The organism is uncultured Ruminococcus sp. (genome assembly GCF_947301925.1).
Taxonomy (GTDB): Bacteria; Bacillota; Clostridia; order Oscillospirales; family Ruminococcaceae; genus Ruminococcus.
Genome location: NZ_CAMYUE010000001.1, coordinates 524,975 through 542,370 on the forward strand (window position 1 = coordinate 524,975; position 17,396 = coordinate 542,370).

16 protein-coding genes and 2 tRNA genes are annotated in these 17,396 nt (G+C 49.1%); 5 read left to right on the forward strand and 13 right to left on the reverse strand.

Features of this window, described 5'->3' with window-relative positions:
• The 7 genes from Q0Y65_RS02490 to pyrH form a co-directional block, all read right to left on the reverse strand.
• Nucleotides 1–915, reverse strand: a complete 915-nt coding sequence (locus Q0Y65_RS02490) for a ribonuclease Z (RefSeq protein ID WP_297956478.1) — start codon at nucleotides 913–915, stop codon at nucleotides 1–3.
• Nucleotides 908–1,981 carry an RIP metalloprotease gene (locus Q0Y65_RS02495; protein ID WP_297956481.1) on the reverse strand — a complete coding sequence of 358 codons (1,074 nt, stop codon included), beginning with the start codon at nucleotides 1,979–1,981 and terminating at the stop codon, nucleotides 908–910. Before Q0Y65_RS02495 ends, Q0Y65_RS02490 begins: the two co-directional genes overlap by 8 nt.
• A 29-nt stretch (nucleotides 1,982–2,010) precedes the next feature.
• Nucleotides 2,011–3,162, reverse strand: coding sequence for a 1-deoxy-D-xylulose-5-phosphate reductoisomerase (locus Q0Y65_RS02500; protein ID WP_297956483.1), 1,152 nt, complete (start codon nucleotides 3,160–3,162; stop codon nucleotides 2,011–2,013).
• Between the two features lie 94 nt (nucleotides 3,163–3,256).
• Nucleotides 3,257–4,135, reverse strand: coding sequence for a phosphatidate cytidylyltransferase (locus tag Q0Y65_RS02505; protein ID WP_297956485.1), 879 nt, complete (start codon nucleotides 4,133–4,135; stop codon nucleotides 3,257–3,259).
• Complete coding sequence (uppS, locus tag Q0Y65_RS02510) at nucleotides 4,135–4,875, reverse strand: polyprenyl diphosphate synthase (RefSeq protein ID WP_297956490.1); 741 nt, start codon at nucleotides 4,873–4,875, stop codon at nucleotides 4,135–4,137. The genes Q0Y65_RS02505 and uppS overlap by 1 nt, the downstream gene beginning before the upstream one ends.
• A 10-nt stretch (nucleotides 4,876–4,885) precedes the next feature.
• Entirely contained in the window at nucleotides 4,886–5,440 is a 555-nt protein-coding gene (frr, locus tag Q0Y65_RS02515; protein ID WP_297956493.1) for a ribosome recycling factor, read from the reverse strand.
• Between the two features lie 30 nt (nucleotides 5,441–5,470).
• Nucleotides 5,471–6,181 carry a UMP kinase gene (gene pyrH / locus Q0Y65_RS02520; protein ID WP_297956495.1) on the reverse strand — a complete coding sequence of 237 codons (711 nt, stop codon included), beginning with the start codon at nucleotides 6,179–6,181 and terminating at the stop codon, nucleotides 5,471–5,473.
• 269 nt (nucleotides 6,182–6,450) lie between these two features.
• Here pyrH and Q0Y65_RS02525 point away from each other — a divergent pair.
• The 3 genes from Q0Y65_RS02525 to Q0Y65_RS02535 all read left to right on the forward strand — a co-directional run bounded on the left by Q0Y65_RS02525 (nucleotide 6,451) and on the right by Q0Y65_RS02535 (nucleotide 7,810).
• Nucleotides 6,451–6,539 (forward strand) — tRNA-Ser (locus Q0Y65_RS02525).
• A gap of 35 nt (nucleotides 6,540–6,574) precedes the next feature.
• Nucleotides 6,575–6,664, forward strand: a tRNA-Ser gene (locus Q0Y65_RS02530).
• 192 nt (nucleotides 6,665–6,856) lie between these two features.
• Nucleotides 6,857–7,810 carry a glycoside hydrolase family 5 protein gene (locus tag Q0Y65_RS02535; RefSeq protein WP_297956498.1) on the forward strand — a complete coding sequence of 318 codons (954 nt, stop codon included), beginning with the start codon at nucleotides 6,857–6,859 and terminating at the stop codon, nucleotides 7,808–7,810.
• A gap of 36 nt (nucleotides 7,811–7,846) precedes the next feature.
• Here Q0Y65_RS02535 and Q0Y65_RS02540 read toward each other — a convergent pair whose 3' ends face one another.
• A complete protein-coding gene (locus Q0Y65_RS02540) occupies nucleotides 7,847–9,796 on the reverse strand; it encodes a hypothetical protein (RefSeq protein WP_297956501.1) in 1,950 nt (649 codons plus the stop codon).
• An 11-nt stretch (nucleotides 9,797–9,807) separates the two neighbouring features.
• A complete protein-coding gene (locus tag Q0Y65_RS02545) occupies nucleotides 9,808–10,365 on the reverse strand; it encodes an RNA polymerase sigma factor (protein ID WP_297956504.1) in 558 nt (185 codons plus the stop codon).
• A gap of 232 nt (nucleotides 10,366–10,597) precedes the next feature.
• Between Q0Y65_RS02545 and Q0Y65_RS02550 the strand changes: the two genes are divergently transcribed.
• Nucleotides 10,598–11,233: a glycerol-3-phosphate acyltransferase gene (locus Q0Y65_RS02550; protein WP_297956507.1), complete on the forward strand. Its 636-nt coding sequence runs from the start codon at nucleotides 10,598–10,600 to the stop codon at nucleotides 11,231–11,233.
• Nucleotides 11,234–11,316: 83 nt separating this feature from the next.
• Entirely contained in the window at nucleotides 11,317–12,675 is a 1,359-nt protein-coding gene (locus Q0Y65_RS02555; RefSeq protein WP_297956510.1) for an MATE family efflux transporter, read from the forward strand.
• Between the two features lie 37 nt (nucleotides 12,676–12,712).
• Here Q0Y65_RS02555 and Q0Y65_RS02560 read toward each other — a convergent pair whose 3' ends face one another.
• From Q0Y65_RS02560 to Q0Y65_RS02575, 4 genes are all read right to left on the reverse strand, one after another.
• A complete protein-coding gene (locus Q0Y65_RS02560) occupies nucleotides 12,713–13,330 on the reverse strand; it encodes a rubrerythrin family protein (RefSeq protein WP_297956513.1) in 618 nt (205 codons plus the stop codon).
• A 44-nt stretch (nucleotides 13,331–13,374) separates the two neighbouring features.
• Nucleotides 13,375–13,596 carry a hypothetical protein gene (locus Q0Y65_RS02565; RefSeq protein ID WP_297956515.1) on the reverse strand — a complete coding sequence of 74 codons (222 nt, stop codon included), beginning with the start codon at nucleotides 13,594–13,596 and terminating at the stop codon, nucleotides 13,375–13,377.
• A 110-nt stretch (nucleotides 13,597–13,706) separates the two neighbouring features.
• Complete coding sequence (locus Q0Y65_RS02570) at nucleotides 13,707–15,455, reverse strand: NADH-dependent [FeFe] hydrogenase, group A6 (protein WP_297956518.1); 1,749 nt, start codon at nucleotides 15,453–15,455, stop codon at nucleotides 13,707–13,709.
• A gap of 14 nt (nucleotides 15,456–15,469) precedes the next feature.
• Complete coding sequence (locus Q0Y65_RS02575) at nucleotides 15,470–17,329, reverse strand: NADH-quinone oxidoreductase subunit NuoF (RefSeq protein WP_297957057.1); 1,860 nt, start codon at nucleotides 17,327–17,329, stop codon at nucleotides 15,470–15,472.
• Nucleotides 17,330–17,396: the final 67 nt, after the last annotated feature.

A 17,396-nucleotide genomic window follows, 5' to 3' on the forward strand; every position in this document is an offset into this window, starting at 1 on the left:
TTACAGAGTGATCTTCGCCCCGTCCTCAGTGACCACCGCATCGGGAAATATTTTCCGGAGCTCCTCAGCGTAGACCGAGGGATCCTTTTCGGCAGGGCTGTAATGGGTGAGCCACAGCCGCTTTGCATTCGCTTCCTTTGCTATCCTGCAGGCGTCCTGCATGAGCATATGCATCTTCTCGTTCATGGACTCCTTCTTTTCGGGAAGTCCGTACATTCCCTCGCAGACGAAAAGGTCGGCGTTTTCGGCAAAGATGAAAATATCGTCAAGGGGCAGTGTATCCGTTGTGTATGTTATCTTCATAGACGGACGCCTGTCCCCTGTTACGGCTTCGGGAGGCACTCTCGTACCGTCCTCAAGCACAACCGTCTCTCCGTTGTGAAGCTTCTTCCACAGCTCCACAGGCACGCCTATGGCCCTGGCATTATTTGGAAGGAACGGCGGCTTTTTCTTCAGCATAAGGCTGTATCCGAGACAGCTCACCCTGTGTGAGAGGGGCATGGTCCTTACAGACAGCATGGGATCCACCATATCAGCTCTGAAGGTGTAGGATATATCATCGGGAAATCCCACAGTCTTCACCTCGTAGGGCAGAGCTCCGCATACGCTCATAAGGCTCTCTACGGTCTTCAGGCAGCTCTCGGGAGCGGCTATGTACAGCGGCTGCGTCCTTGAACTGTTGCCTATTGAAAGCAGCAGCCCCGGAAGTCCCGCAACGTGATCCGCATGGCAGTGAGTTATAAGTATCAGCTCTATCCTGCTCAGCTTCAGTCCGTGCTTTGCTATAGCCACCTGAGTTCCCTCGCCGCAGTCGATAAGCACGGCTTTTCCGTTATATTCAGCATAAAGGCTTGTGAGGAACCTGTCCTTCAGGGGCATCATTCCTCCTGTGCCGAGAAGGCATATATCAGCCATTTTTTCCTCCTGCGATAAGTTTGATTATGTCGTTGTATGTTGCAAATATCATTACTCCGAAAAGCAGCACCATTCCTGCAAGGTGGACATATCCCTCATGCTCCGGCTTTACGGGCTTGCGGCGGATGAGCTCGATGAAGCAGAACAGCAGTCTGCCGCCGTCCAGTCCGGGAATGGGAAGAAGGTTGAATATGCCTACATTTATGGTTATAAGCGCCGTCATATATATGACGTTGAAAACTGCGTCGCCGAAGTTATCCGACTCCTCTGTGGATTCGCTTATAGCGGATACAACGCCCACAGGTCCGGAAACGTCGTCCTTCTTCATCTTTCCGGTGAGCATCTGTTTAATTGAAAGGCCAACTATATGAGTCATGGACATGAATACGTCGCCCGAGCCCCTGATAACGGTCAGCGGCGTCTTTTTCCTGTACTCAACGGAGAAATCAACGACTCCGCCCTCCTCGGTATTCTTGCGGAATACAACATCGTCAAGCTTTATGCGCTTTCCGTCACGCTTGACAACTACCGTATGACCCGAATCGGGGTCAAAGGTCTCGAAGACGTAATTGAGATCAAGGGTACTGTATATCCTTGTGCCGTCTATGGATACGAACCTGTCCTCATGGCGCAGGCCCGAAGCATAGCTCTCGGCGTAGTATGTGACTGTACCGTCTTCGGCGCGGACTCCGCTGAAGCCGCTGATGTTCGTAGTGGGAACTCCGTCCATCATGCTCACAAGTATGATAAGCATTACGAAGCCAAGCACGAAATTCATTCCTGCGCCCGCAACGAGCACGAGTATACGTTTGCCAAGCTTGGCATTGCGGAAGCTTCGGGGGTCACTGTTGGTGGAATCCTCTCCCTCCATGGCGCAGTAGCCGCCTACGGGAAGGAGCCTCAGCGAGTATTTGGTCTCGCCCTTTGACTTCTGGAGCAGCTTGGGTCCCATACCCACCGAAAACTCCAGCACCTTTATACCGCTGAGCTTTGCACAGATGAAGTGGCCGAACTCATGTACCGTAACGATAAGTCCGAAAATCAGTATTGCGATCAAAATGCCCATTTGTTATTTTCCTTTCTTACTACAGAAGCTTAGTTTGCAGCTATGCGCTCCCTGACATACTCTCTTGCAGCCTTGTCAGCCTTCATTACGTCGTCGTAGCTCTTTATCTCCGACGGTGCGAAATGCTCAAGCACAGAAGAAACGGTCTCTCCGATATCTATGAACTCCGTCTCATCGTGGAGGAAGGCCTTTACAGCCTCCTCATTGGCCGAATTCACAAGGCAGGGATATGCTCCGCCGCGCTTTATGGCCTCTATAGCTGCCGACAGACACTTGAAGGTATCGTAGTCCGGCTTCTCAAAGGTCAGCCTGCCGTAATCCGTAAGCGAGAGACGTCCCGTGGGACAGCTCATACGCTCCGGATAGAGAAGGGCATACTGTATGGGTATCTTCATATCGGGAACGCCCAGCTGTGCAATGACGGAATAGTCATTGTACTCCACGGCAGAATGTACAACGCTCTGACGGTGGACAACTATCTCTATCTGCTCAGGAGCAAGGTCAAAAAGCCATTTTGCTTCGATGAATTCCAGTCCCTTATTCATAAGTGTAGCAGAGTCGATGGTTATTTTATTCCCCATGTCCCAGTTGGGGTGGTGAAGCGCCTGAGCCTTTGTGACGGTTTTCAACTCATCGTAGCTCCTTCCGAAGAATGGACCGCCCGAAGCAGTAAGGATTATCTTGCTGAGCTGCGAGCGCTTATTGCCCTGTAAGCACTGGAATATAGCGGAATGCTCGCTGTCAACCGGGTATATCCTCACGCCCCTGTCGGAAGCCGCCTTCATTACCAGCTCGCCGCCTGCCACAAGAGTCTCCTTGTTGGCAAGGGCGATGTCCTTGCCTGCGGATATAGCCGTAAGAGTGGGAAGAAGTCCCACCATGCCCACAACGGAATTAAGTATTATATCGGCCTCGTCCAGAGAGGCAAGTGTACAGAGCCCCTCCATGCCTGTGAGGAGCTTGACGTCCAGATCGCCTATCCTGCTTTTCAGGTCGCTGTACTTATCCTCATTGTATATGCAGGCGTATGCAGGGCGGAATTTCCTTATCTGCTGCTCCAGCGCCTCCACGCTGCTGTGGGCGGCAAGAGCCGCTACCTTCAGTCCGTGCTTCTCGCAGACCTCCAGCGACTGAGTGCCTATGGAACCTGTGGAGCCGAGTATCGACACCGTTTTATTCATTATATTTTCCCCTTTTCATGGAAATTACTTTAATATCCAAAGTCCTTTATAAAATGCGAAAGGGACTATCCGTGAATAGTCCGTTTCAGAAATATCACTGTACGCCGAATAAGGCGATGAATGCATAAAATGTAGGCAGCACGAAAAGAACGCTGTCAAAGCGATCCATAAGTCCGCCGTGTCCGGGCATTATCTTTCCGTAGTCCTTGAAGCCTATCTGACGCTTTACCATAGATGCGGAAAGGTCTCCCACAGTACCGATAACTGCGCAGACTATGCCTGTAGCGCAGGCGATGACAGCTCTTTTTGCTGTGAAGCCGTAGTATACGGAAAATGCCACTGTGTAGACTATAGCAGTTGTAAGTATACCGCCGACAAGTCCCTCGATAGTCTTCTTGGGACTTATCTCGGGGCAGAGCTTATGCTTGCCGATAGCAACTCCCGTGAAATATGCTCCCGTATCTGCTATCCATGCGCCGCACAGACCCATAATGAGCAGGAAAAGTCCGCTTTCAGGGTCAAAGCGCTCGATACGTATCATAGTAGTCATAGCCTGGGGCACAAGTATCATCACAGCAAGTACAAAGAATACCTGCTCGTAGCGTATCTCCTTGTGCTTTCTAAGCCATGTAACGAAAACAACGAATGAACAGAGAAGCACTGCCGCAAATACATACATATCGTATTCATGGGCAAACCGAAGATTACGGAATTCGTAGCCTGCTCCCTCATAGCCTCCCATAAGGTAAAGCTTTGTCATTATGCCGTAAAGTACAGGCACAGCTATTCCGCAGGCCTCTGCCGCTAAGAGTATAGGCAGACACTTGTGGAGCTTCACTGCGCGGAGAAGCTCAAAAAGCATTACTGCTATGATAGCCGCAACTGCAATGGGCAGAACTATAGTGTCATGGAAGAACAGAACCGCGCCCAGAAGTACAACGCCTACAGCGCCCGAAATGATTCGTGTAAGCATCAGACACCTCCGAAGCGGCGGTGTCTTCCGTCGAAATCGATAAGAGCCTTGTCAAGCTCAGCGGGAGTAAAATCAGGCCAGAGAATGTCCGTAAAGTAGTACTCCGCATAAGCGCACTGCCAGATAAGATAGTTTGAAAGTCTCAGCTCGCCGCTGGGACGGATAACCAGATCCACATCGGGGATACCCTTTGTGTAGAGCTCGTTAGATATGGACTGCTCGTTGATATCCTCGGGACGAATCTCTCCGTTGACAGCCTTCTGCGCAAGTATCCTTGCAGCATGAGCTATCTCGTCACGTCCGCCGTAGTTTACGGCCATCATAAGAGTCATCTCGTCATACTTTGCAGTGTCCTCCTCCAGTTTGATCATCTTCTCCTGAAGATCCTCGTCAAAGGCGCTCTTGTCGCCCAGGAAAACCATTCGCGTATTCTCGCTGAGGAAGTTCCTTACGTCAACGATGTAATCACGGAAGAGCTCCATGATGGTACTGACCTCGTCTGAGGGACGCTGCCAGTTCTCTGTGGAAAAAGCATAGAAGCTGATGTTCTTCAGTCCGATGTCCTTGCAGTAGCGGACGATCTTCTTGAAGTTCTTGGCGCCCTCGCGGTGTCCGAAGGAACGGGGCAGACCGCGCTTCTTAGCCCATCTGCCGTTTCCGTCCATGATGAAGCCGACGTGCTCGGGAAGCTTCTCGGGCAGCGTCAGCTCAGATTTTTCCTTTTTTCCGAATAATGCCATATTTCACCAATTATACAGTCATGATCTCTTTTTCTTTGTCTGCTACCATCTTGTCAACGTCAGCACACATCTTGTCGGTGAGATCCTGAACCTTCTTCTCACAGTCCTTCAGATCGTCCTCTGTGATCTCGGAATTCTTCTTCATAGCCTTGTACTTTTCCATGGTATCACGTCTGACAGAGCGGACTGTAACCTTGCACTCCTCTCCGTATTTCTTGATGTTCTTGCAGAGCTCCTTACGGCGGTCCTCAGTGAGCTGAGGGAAAGCAAGACGGATAACGTTTCCGTCGTTTACGGGCTGGATACCGATATCTGAAGCCTGGATAGCCTTCTCGATAAGCTTGAGAGTGGACTTGTCCCAGGGCTGGATAACAAGTATTCTTGCCTCTGATACGGAGATAGCTGCCATCTGGTTAACGGGAGTAGCTGCTCCGTAATAATCTACCATTACCTTGTCAAGAACGGCAGGATTTGCTCTTCCTGCACGGATAGAAGCGAATTCGTTTCCGAGAGCGTTGAGGCTCTTGTTCATTTTTTCCTTTGCGTTATTAAGCGTTTCTTTCATTACTGTAACATTCCTTTCAATTTAAATATATCAGTCCTCTGACACAACTGTGCCGATATCTGCGCCCATTACGGCGTCATATATATTGTCGGGACGGCTGAGATCGAATACCAGCATCTTCATATGATTGTCGCGGCACATTGCGGCAGCTGTGCTGTCCATCACGCCGAGATCTTCGCCGATGACCTGCGAGAAGCTGAGGGTATCGTACTTCTTAGCGTCATCATATTTGTGGGGATCCTTATCATATACGCCGTCAACGAGAGTTGCTTTGAGAAGGATATCTGCCTCGATCTCTACGGAACGGAGAGCTGCGGCAGTATCTGTGGAGAAGAAGGGATTTCCAGTACCGCATCCGAAGATGACGATCCTGCCCTTGTCAAGGTGCCTTACGGCTCTGTTGCGGATGTAGGGCTCAGCTATAGCCGACATCTGGAGCGCTGTCTGTACTCTTACAACGCAGCCGAGGGATTCAAGTACATCAGCAAGTGCAAGCGCGTTCATAGTAGTTGCCAGCATACCGATGTGGTCTGCGCGGGTCCTGTCCATAGCTCCGCTTGAACGTCCTCTCCAGAAGTTGCCTCCGCCTACAACGACAGCTACCTGTACGCCTGCGTCAGAGCACTTTTTTATGCTTTTGCAGATCTCTGTGACTACATCGTAATTGAGTCCTGTCTTCTTGTCGCCTGCAAGAGCCTCGCCGCTGACCTTTAATAAGATTCTTTTATACTTTGGTTCCATATAAGCACCTCACAAAAAAATATATCTATAGTTTATTTTACACTAATTTCAATGATATGTAAAGTATATTTTCCGAAAAAACAAGAAAAAAATTCAGATTTCTTCCGCATTTCCCGATAAAACAGAATACTGCGGACCGCCTGTGCCCAATATCGTCACATTCAACAAAAATGTTGATAATTTATTGTGATCATCCGTTTTGTTTTTTTCTTGACATCTACTGCTCGCTGTGGTATAATATAAAAGCTGATTAATTCGGCAGTAAAAATGGAGAGGTATCGAAGCGGTCATAACGAGGCGGTCTTGAAAACCGTTTGACTTAACGGTCACGTGGGTTCGAATCCCACCCTCTCCGCCATTATTTTTTATCGGTGGGCTTTCGCTCGTCGGTTTGCGGATTTACCCAAGTGGTGAAGGGGCTCCCCTGCTAAGGGAGTAGGTCGGGAAACCGGCGCGAGAGTTCAAATCTCTCAATCCGCGCCAGACCTGTATCATTGATACAGGTCTTTTTATTTTATAAGCAGATCAGGATTCGTCTCAGTAAAAGTCACGTTATATGATAGCGATTTTGTCAATTGCTTTTTTGATATGTCATTAAAATGATATTTTTCACATAAAACAAGTATATTTCTCTTACTTAATCTGCTAAACTGTATTTACAGGAGGCGATCTATCATGAAAAAGATAAACGGTTTCAATAAGGGCATTAATCTCGGCGGCTGGCTCTCACAGTGCAGCTACGAGAAGGAACACCTTGACACCTTCGTAAGTGAAAATGATTTCAAAATTATAGCGTCCTGGGGTGCGGATCATGTCCGCGTGCCCTTCGACTACAATATCATACAGAACAGCGACGGCAGCATCATTGAGGAGGGCTTCGCCTACCTCGACAAGGCTGTTGATTGCGCAAAGAAGTACGGACTGAATATAATCCTCGATCTCCACAAGACCGCAGGCTTCTCCTTCGATTACTACGGCGAGAGCGAGAGCGGCTTCTTCGACAGCGAGGATTATCAGGAGAAATTCTACCGCCTCTGGGAGGAAGTGGCAAAGCGCTATGGTTATCTGGCTCCCAATGCTGCATTCGAGCTCCTCAACGAGGTCACGGACGCCGAGTTTATCGACAGGTGGAACAGGATCGCCAGGGAGTGCATAAGCAGGATAAGAAAGATCGCTCCAGATATACTGATACTTGTGGGCAGCTATCACAATAACAGCGCAGATACCGTTCAGTATCTGGACGAGCCCTTCGACAGCAACGTCATTTACAATATGCACTGCTACGAGCCCCTGAAGTTCACCCATCAGGGCGCTTACTGGACTACCGCCATAGACCCCAAGGAGCGTATCCCCTTCGAGAACAGCATCACCTCTGCCGAGTATTTCGAGGACCTTTTCTCCACAGCCATCGCCAAGGCAGAAAAGTCGGGAAGCGGCCTCTACTGCGGAGAATACGGCTGTATCGACGTTGTCAGCCCCGAGGATACCGTAAAATGGTTCAGGACCATCAATTCCGTATTCAGAAAGCACGGCATAGGCAGAGCCGCCTGGAACTACAAGGCCATGGACTTCGGCCTTTCAGATCCACGTCTTGACGGTGTCCGCAGCCAGCTTATAGAATTACTGTAAAAGTTATCCCCTTTGCTTTTCGCAAAGGGGATTTTTTTATCCTGCTGTTATTTCATAAGGCTTCGGCTCATATCCTGTTGGATCAAAAGACTTGTATTCTATGGGCTTATCGATCTCTATGCTTGTTAACTTCATAGTCTGAGTATCTCCTGTTTCATTGTTGGTCTGGGTACTCTTAACGATTATGCCCGTCCTCATGTCAATGAACATATCTTTAGTGTATCTGCTGTTGCTCTGATACACCTCTACACATTCCCTGCCTAATATCTCCGTTGTACCCTCTATAGACCAGGTGTCAAAATCAAACAATCCGTCCGCATCAGGATGCAGGCACTCATTACTACAGCCTGTAAGGATACAGTTGGTAAAATCTCTTGCCAGGATGATCTCACCGTCGGGAGTATAATACTCTATACACCTGTCATTATCGGGCACATATTCCGTCTCATAATTCTGTATATAGTCATTGTACTCAGTGTAGAACCCTGTCTTATGGTCGACCGTGATCCACTGTGTATCATTTATATACCATGTTATATGGTCGATGCCCGATTCCGAGTTCATTTCATACTCATTGTACATATATTTGCTGCGGTTATCAGCTATACTGCGCTCGGTGACCTCATAGCTGCTACCGTTTTCCTCAACTGTCTCGTCGTAGCTTGCATCTGCCGTGTCATAATAACGGAAGCCGTTGTACAGCATATGATATATATAACTCTTGTTTTCAAGAGAGTTGAGTTCCTCGGTGTTCTGTGAATCCATTATTTTCTTTATGTATTTTTCTCTGTCGATCTTTTTGAAGGTATATGTGCCGTTCTGCCATGCGTTTTCCAACTCATTCACAAGCTCCTTCGCCTCTTCATAGTTTGCGCATATCCTGCGTTCATGGAGCTGGAGCTCGGCAAATTCTTCCTCATTATGAGGTTCTTCCACAGGCACCGTAGTAGGCTCGGGCACGGTGTTGACCGCCGGATCGCCGTTTACGTCAAATGCCGCTATCCGCCACTCCCCTTCCTTGAGTATCATCTGTATCTCCGCCGTGACCTTTCCGCCGTCAGCTCTTTCATATACTCTTGTGCAGGTGACAAGACCTTCAAGGTCCTCGTATCCGCCGTCCTCAGATAAGTACATCATATCTCTTTCAAGAAGCTTACCGCCCTCTTTGAAATCGGAGGAGATGAGCTTATAACCGCTGAAGTTGTAAAGCTGCTCAAATCCTGCCGCATAAGACGCATTAGGCTCGCAAAGACTGAGAGCATATGTCTTTCCGTTGTATAGGATAAAGCTTCTTATATACTTGTTGGCCAGACTGTCGTCCTTGAAGTCGTGACCCACCTCATAATCGCTGAGGTCTCCGCCGAGATATGTGTGATACAGCTCATCAGAGAAGGTCTCTTTCAGCTTTGCGTCTATCTCCTCGAAGGTGTCAAGCTCCGGATCAGTCACTGCGTAATAGTATTTAGTGAGATTGAGCACCTGATCCACCTCGGCCGCATATGCGTCAATATTGAACCAGATACTATCGGAGAGATCCTCACCGACAGGGTACTGTGCTCTCATAATCTGCTCAAGGCTGCTGACAAGAGTCTTTACCGCAACGCTTTTATCATTGTCCTTCTCGTTCACAGCTGTGGGAACGGTGGACTGCTCCTCAACAACGCTGCTGTGCGTCATATGCTGCACCTTCTGAGACCTCGAAAGCAGTATTCCGCCGAAAGCTCCTCCCAGAAGCACAACTGCCGCAGCTGCTCCGCAGACAAAGCGTATCCAGTTGGGACGGTGATACCTCTCAACGCCCTCTGCTTCCTTTATGAAGCCGTCGTCGGAATTATTGTCATATTCTTCCTTCAGCTTATCATATTTTCTTTTTGTAGCTTCAAATATCCTTTCTTTTTCCCTGTTGCCAGCCGCCTTGTATTTATCGGCGACTCTCTCTATATCGCTGTCCTTGTCACTGAACAGATGATCAAGATATTCTTTCATAGCCTATCCTCCTATCTTGTGAAGCCTGCCGCAAGCAGTACGTCCTTCAGTCTCTTTACGGCCCTGCTGCACCTTGTCCTTACGTTTTCGGCAGTAAGCTCAACAATCTCGGCGATCTCCTTTGAAGTCCTGCCGAAGTAATACTTCTGTATGATTATTGTCGAATCGGGCTCTCCCAGCTCCTCTACCTTTTCATACAAAAGCTGCCGCAGTTCGGACTCTTCTGTCGAACGCACTATATTCTCACCTGACTCTATCTCACCTGCTTCATCTATGCTGACGTTTCCGCTGTGCCTTACGACCTTTCTGTATGTATCAACAGCCTTGCGCCTCGCCACCGAAGCTGTGAAGGCTTTCAGGTCGCCCTGAATGGTCTCCTGCCTGTCGAAGAAAAGGAAGCACTGCACAAAAACGTCGCTGACGCACTCGTCCACATCGTTAACCGACGCGGCACCCTTGAGCTTTGCGAAAACAATTGTATAGACGTAGTTGAAGTATTTATCATAAAATTCCCGCTGTCCCCTTTCGGGTTCAGCTTTTAGAAGATGCTGCAATTCATTGTCAGTCATTTTCATCTCTCCTGATCATGCGCATGATTTCTGCCCCCTTCATATATACTAATCGCGGTCATTTCCTTATATGATACACGGGCATATTTATTTTTTTATTTTAACATTTGCTCTGTAAAAAAGTTCATTCAGGTACTTTACAATTCATCGCAAATGTGGTATTATAATGTATATAAGGTCGATTTCGCACAAATTTCAATTAAGGACCTTTTAAATCTCAGGGGGGTTTTATATGCAGATCGTAGTCTGCGCTCTTATTGGTTATTTTTTTGGCAATATCAACCCTGCCTTTATTATCGGAAAGTTCAAAGGCTTTGATATCCGCAAGCGCGGCTCGGGGAACGCAGGCGCTTCAAACACGGTCATCACTGTCGGCAAGAAAGCAGGACTTGCAGTTGCCCTTTTCGATATCTTCAAGGCTGTTGCAGCATCTCTTATTGCTGCTTATTTTTTCCCGCAGATCAAATTCGCAAAGATACTGTCGGGCTCTTGCTGTATACTGGGTCATATCTTCCCGCTTCTGATGAAGTTCCACGGCGGAAAGGGCCTCGCTTCACTGGGAGGCACCATTCTTGCCTTCAATCCCTGCGTATTCATACTTATGCTGGGCTTTGAGATAATCCTCGGCTTCTCAATGGATTATGTATGTATAGTACCCGTTACGGGTTCCGTGATATTCACTATGATATACGCACTTCTGACAGGCGACCCCATAGGCACGGCAATACTCTCGGCAGTCTCACTGATCATTCTTTTCAAGCATATCGAAAACTTCAAACGTATCCAGAACGGAACGGAAGCTCACATAAGCTTTCTATGGAAAAAGGATCAGGAGATCGCAAGGATAAGAAAGAACGGAAACACTTAAAAAAGTCCCTTCGGGGGCTTTTTTTAACCATATGCGCAAGGCCGCTGCGCACGGATAATCTGCGGCAGATAGGAGTCTTTTTTATGCGGAGCAAATCCTCGGATATGTGCGAGGGACCTCTGATAAGCAGAATAATCCTTTACACTATCCCCATAATCCTTACGGGTGTACTTCAGCTGCTTTTCAATGCAGCCGATCTGGTGGTGGTGGGACGCTGCTGCGGAAGCAATTCCGTGGGTGCCGTCGGCGCTACAGGCGCTATCATAAACCTTATGGTTAATATGTTCATAGGGCTTTCGGTAGGCGCAGGCGTTACCGTTGCTCACGGTCTGGGCTCGGGCAGGAGCGAGGACGTACACAGAACGGTGCATACCGCCATACCAACTGCGGTGATAAGCGGTCTTGTGCTGACCGTCATTGGCGTGTGCTTCTCCGAGACCTTCCTGCGTATGATGAACACCCCCCCAGAGCAGCTTCATCTTGCTGCTTGCTATATGAGGATATACTTCTGCGGAACTGTGGCAAGTATGCTGTATAACTTCGGCTCGGCCATACTCCGTGCCGCAGGCGATACCCAGAGTCCCCTTTATTACCTTATGGCGGCAGGCGTTGTAAATGTACTGCTGAACCTGCTTTTCGTTATCGTGTTCAGAATGGACGTATCGGGAGTCGCTCTTGCTACCACTATATCGCAGATACTCTCCGCAGGTCTCATAATCCGCGCACTGATGAAGCGTGAGGACGCTTGCAGACTGGAGCTGAAAAAGCTCCACATCTACGGCAGGCAGCTTAAAAGGATATTGCAGATAGGCTTCCCCGCAGGAGTGCAGGGCTCGCTGTTCTCGGCTTCAAACGTAATAATACAGTCCTCCATAAACTCCTTCGGCCCCATTGTGAACTCGGGAAATGCCGCTGCCCAGAATATCGAGGGCTTTGTGTATATGTCCATGAACTCCTACAGCCAGACTGCCCTGAACTTCACGGGGCAGAACTTCGGCGCAGGAAAGTTCGATCGTATCCGCAGGATAATGTGGATATGTCTTATCGCCGTATTCTGCACAGGCGCTACCCTCGGTCTTACAGCCCTGTTCTTCGGCAGGCCCTTGCTGGGAATATACATCACCGACTCCGAGGAGTCCATAAAGTACGGCCTTGTCAGAATGACCTATATCATGATCCCATATTTCCTTTGCGGACTTATGGACGTTACAACCGGCCTGATAAGAGGTCTTGGCAGATCGGCTCTTCCGATGTTCATAACCGTGGCGGGAGTTGTGGGTATCCGTCTGGGCTGGATATACGCAGTATTCAGGATACCGCTGTATCACTCCATAAAGAGCCTGTACCTGTCCTATGCCATATCTTGGTCCATTACCTTCCTGACAGAGCTCATAGTCTTTATCGTACTGCTGCGGCGTATGAAAAAACGCTCTGAAAAATAGCTAAAGCCTGAGAACGCAGTGTTCTCAGGCTTTTTCTTTACGCTGATACAGTTGCGCAGGACGTAAAAGCAGCCTCCTCACGACGTATAAAGTACCCCTGCTCAACACTGCATACAGGACACTCCCGCGGCGGCTCACTACCCTTATGGATGTGACCGCAGTTAAGGCATATCCAGTACTGTCCGGGATCGTCGCTGCGGAAAAGAGTTCCCTCACGGCACAGCTTTCCGTAGTACGCAAAACGCGCTCTGTGGCTGTTTTCGATCTCGGCGATCATACCGAACTCTGAGGCTGCTTCCGTAAAGCCCTCGTCGGCAGCTATCCTTGCAAAATCAGGATATATCACCGAAAACTCCTTGTATTCCTCTGCCTCTGAGGAGTCGAGGAGCTTCTGTATCTCTTCCGACACAGCTGCGGGAAAGCCTGCGGAGATATCGACGTCCTGTCCGTCTCCCTGTTTGAGCAGCTTCCAGAACACCATGGCATGACGCTCCTCCTGCTCGGCCGTAAAGCGGAACATTCTCTCAAGTCCCACCAGCTTTTTCTGCTGAGCCGTCAGGGCAGCCTGATAATAGCGCTGACGCGCCTGACATTCTCCCGCAAAAGCCCTCATAAGGTTCTTTCGCGTCTGACTTTCATTGAAATCCATCTGCATGATATTACCTCCTTTTGGAAGTAGTATGCGCAGATATCTCCTTTTTATTCACCGGGCATGGTATAACGGTACTTCATTATATTCTCTGGGTTTTTCAGTCTGATATTCTGGATATGTCCGCATCTCGGGCAGGCGTCGCATATCACCTGACTTCTCTTGGGCTTCAGCTTCATCTCTTCGCCGTCGGGATAAAACTGTACCGCATAGGGACTTACAAGAGTTCCTGATACAACTTTTGCTGCGCAGAATTCACATACGTTATCCATTGAGAATTCCCCCCTGATTTATGATATATTCAATTATAGCACTTCATTGCCCCTATGTCAATAAATAAGGGCGGACAAATTTGTCCGCCCTTGATGAATTCAGCTATTGTTTATATTTCGTTAACTTTTCTCTTGATATAAGAGGTGTGGAGAACCTCGTGAGCCTTGTGGCTGCCGGGCTTCTCAAAGAACTCCTCGTAAACCTTCTTGATAGCAGGGTTTTCGTGAGACTGTCTGAGAGGCATTGACTTGTCGAGGTTATAGAGGACCTTAGCTCTCTCTTCTCTGATGTCAACGAAGTTTCTTACGCCCATGGGAACCTGAGGCTGACCGCCGCCGTTTACACAGCCGCCGGGACAAGCCATGATCTCGATGAACTGAGCGTCGCACTTGCCTGCTCTGATATCGTCAAGAACCTTTCTTGCGTTAGCAAGACCGCTGGTTACGATAACCTTGACATCGTTGCCTGCAACGTTGTATGTAGCTTCCTTGATAGCCTTTGTACCACGAACCTCGGGGAGATCTGTTACATTCTCGCCCGTAAGTGTGTATACAGCTGTTCTGAGAGCAGCTTCCATAACACCGCCTGTAGCACCGAAGATAACACCTGCACCTGTTGAGATTCCAAGCGGATCATCGAACTTCTCATCGGGAAGTGAATTGAACAGTATACCTGCACGCTCGATCATTCTGCCAAGCTCGCGTGTTGTAAGAGCGTAATCAACATCGGGCACGCCAGCAGCGCTCTGATCGGGTCTGCCGATCTCGAACTTCTTAGCTGTACAAGGCATGATCGATACCATAACGATGTTCTTGGGATCAATGCCCATCTTCTGAGCCCAGTATGTCTTGGCTGTAGCGCCGAACATCTGCTGAGGCGACTTGCAGGTAGAAATATGATCGAGAAGATCGGGATAGTAATGCTCGCAGAACTTGACCCATCCGGGTGAGCATGATGTGATGAGAGGAAGTGTTCCGCCGTTTGTGAAACGATCCAGGAACTCGTTAGCCTCTTCCATGATGGTAAGGTCAGCAGCAAAGTCTGTATCGAATACCTTGTCGAAGCCCAGTCTGCGGAGAGCAGCTGCCATCTTTCCTTCAGCGTTTGTACCGATAGGATTGCCGAAGCACTCGCCGAGGCCTGCACGAACAGCAGGAGCTGTCTGTACGAGAACAGTCTTCTCGGGATCAGCGATAGCTGCCATAACTTCCTTGGTGTAATCCTTCTCTGAGAGTGCGCCGACAGGACAAACAGCGATACACTGGCCGCAGGATACGCAGCTTGTCTCGCCGAGACCCATGTCAAATGCAGAGCCGATGTATGTCTTGAAACCACGCTCGTTGGCACCGATAACGCCGATGCCCTGTGTCTTTGCGCAAACTGCTACGCAGCGGCGGCAAAGGATACACTTGTTGTTGTCACGGTACATATGAGGAGCAGAATTGTCAACCTCGTACTCGTTCTTTACGCCGTCGTAAACTGTAGCGTCCTCAACGCCGTAGTCCTTGGCCAGCTTCTGGAGCTCACAGTTGCCGCTTCTTACGCAGGAGAGGCACTTTCTGTCATGAGTTGAAAGAATGAGCTCGAGAGTTCTCTTTCTTGACTCGATTACCTTGGGTGAGCTTGTGAGGATCTCCATATTGTTGGAACAGGGATATACGCAGCCTGCTACCAGACGGAAGCCTCTGCCCTCGTTTACCTCTGTAACGCAGATACGGCAGGCGCCGATCTCGTTGATCTCCTTCATATAGCAAAGTGTAGGAATTTCAAAACCTGCCATGTGAGCAGCTTCAAGAACAGTAGTGCCCTTGGGAACTTCTAATTCTACACCGTTGATTTTAACAGTTATATTTTCCATTACTCTTCCTCCGCTTACTTCTTGATGATTGCCTTGAACTTACAAGTTGCGATACAAGCGCCGCACTTCACGCACTTATTCTTGTCGATCTCCATTGCAGCAAGCTTCTTGCCGGGTGCAATGTAATCAGTTCTTGTGATAGCGGAAGCAGGACACTGCTTAGCACACATACCGCAGCCGATACACTTGTCCTTTTCGATCTCGAAGCTGAGGAGGTCCTTACATACGCCTGCAGGACACTTCTTGTCAACAACGTGAGCGATATACTCGTCACGGAAGCATCTGAGTGTTGAGAGAACAGGGTTGGGAGCGGTCTGTCCGAGGCCGCAGAGTGAGTTAGCCTTGATGTGGTAAGCAAGCTCCTCGAGCTTATCAAGATCCTCGAGAGTTCCCTTGCCCTTTGTGATCTTGTCAAGGATCTCCCACATTCTCTTTGTACCGATACGGCAGGGTGTACACTTACCGCAGGACTCGTCAACAGTGAACTCAAGGAAGAACTTGGCGATATCTACCATACAGTTATCCTCGTCCATAACGATAAGTCCGCCCGAACCCATCATTGAACCGATACCGATGAGGTTATCATAATCTATGGGGATATCGAAGTTGGAAGCATCGATACATCCGCCTGAAGGTCCGCCTGTCTGGGCAGCCTTGAACTTCTTGCCGTTGGGGATACCGCCGCCGATCTCTTCGATAACTTCGCGGAGAGTAGTACCCATAGGAACTTCAACGAGACCTGTGTTCTTGATCTTTCCGCCGAGAGCGAATACCTTTGTACCCTTTGACTTCTCGGTACCCATTGATGCGAACCAGTCTGCACCGTTGAGGATGATCTGAGGAATATTAGCATATGTCTCAACATTGTTGAGGATAGTAGGCTTCTGGAAGAGACCCTTTTCAGCAGGGAAAGGAGGTCTCGGACGGGGCTCACCGCGGTTGCCCTCGATAGATGTCATAAGAGCTGTCTCCTCACCGCAGACGAATGCGCCTGCACCGAGACGGAGGTCGATATCGAAGCAGAAATCTGTTCCGAAGATGTTCTTGCCCAGCATACCGTTCTCACGAGCCTGCTTGATAGCGATGTTAAGACGCTCAACAGCGATAGGATACTCAGCACGAACGTATATGTAACCCTGTGTAGCGCCGATAGCGTAACCTGCAATGGTCATGGCCTCGAGTACAACGTGGGGATCGCCCTCGAGTACTGAACGGTCCATGAATGCACCCGGGTCGCCCTCGTCAGCGTTACAGCAAACGTACTTCTGGTCAGCGTTGGGAACGATATTTCTTGCAAGCTTCCACTTCATACCTGTGGGGAAGCCGCCGCCTCCGCGTCCGCGGAGACCCGAATCAAGGATGGTCTGGATAACGTCCTCGGGAGTCATCTCTGTGAGCACCTTGCCGAGAGCTGCATAACCGTCGCGGCCGATGTACTCGTTGATGTTCTCGGGATTGATAACACCGCAGTTTCTGAGAGCTACACGGTGCTGCTTTTTGTAGAATGATGTATCGTCGAGAGACTTGATCTCGTCGCCTGCAACAGTTTCCTCATAAAGGAATTCCTTTACAGGGTTGCCGCCGATGAGGTGCTCGTCAACGATGCGGGGGATCTCGTCTACCTTAACGCGTGAGTAGAAAGAGCCCTCGGGATATACGATCATGATAGGACCGCGCTCGCAGAGTCCGAAGCAGCCTGTCTTAACGATCTGTACCTTATCTGTAAGTCCCTTTTCTGCGAATTCCTTCTCAAGCTCCTCAATGATCTTGGGTGAGCCCGAAGAGGTACAGCCTGTACCGCCGCAGACAAGGACGTGTCTTTCATATTTTGAAGAAGCATTGCCATGTGTTCTGAGAGCTACCTCTCCCACCATGCTGTCTCTGACAACCTTGAGTTCTTCAAGAGTCTTCATAAGTTAACCTCCTAAATGGTAATGTTTG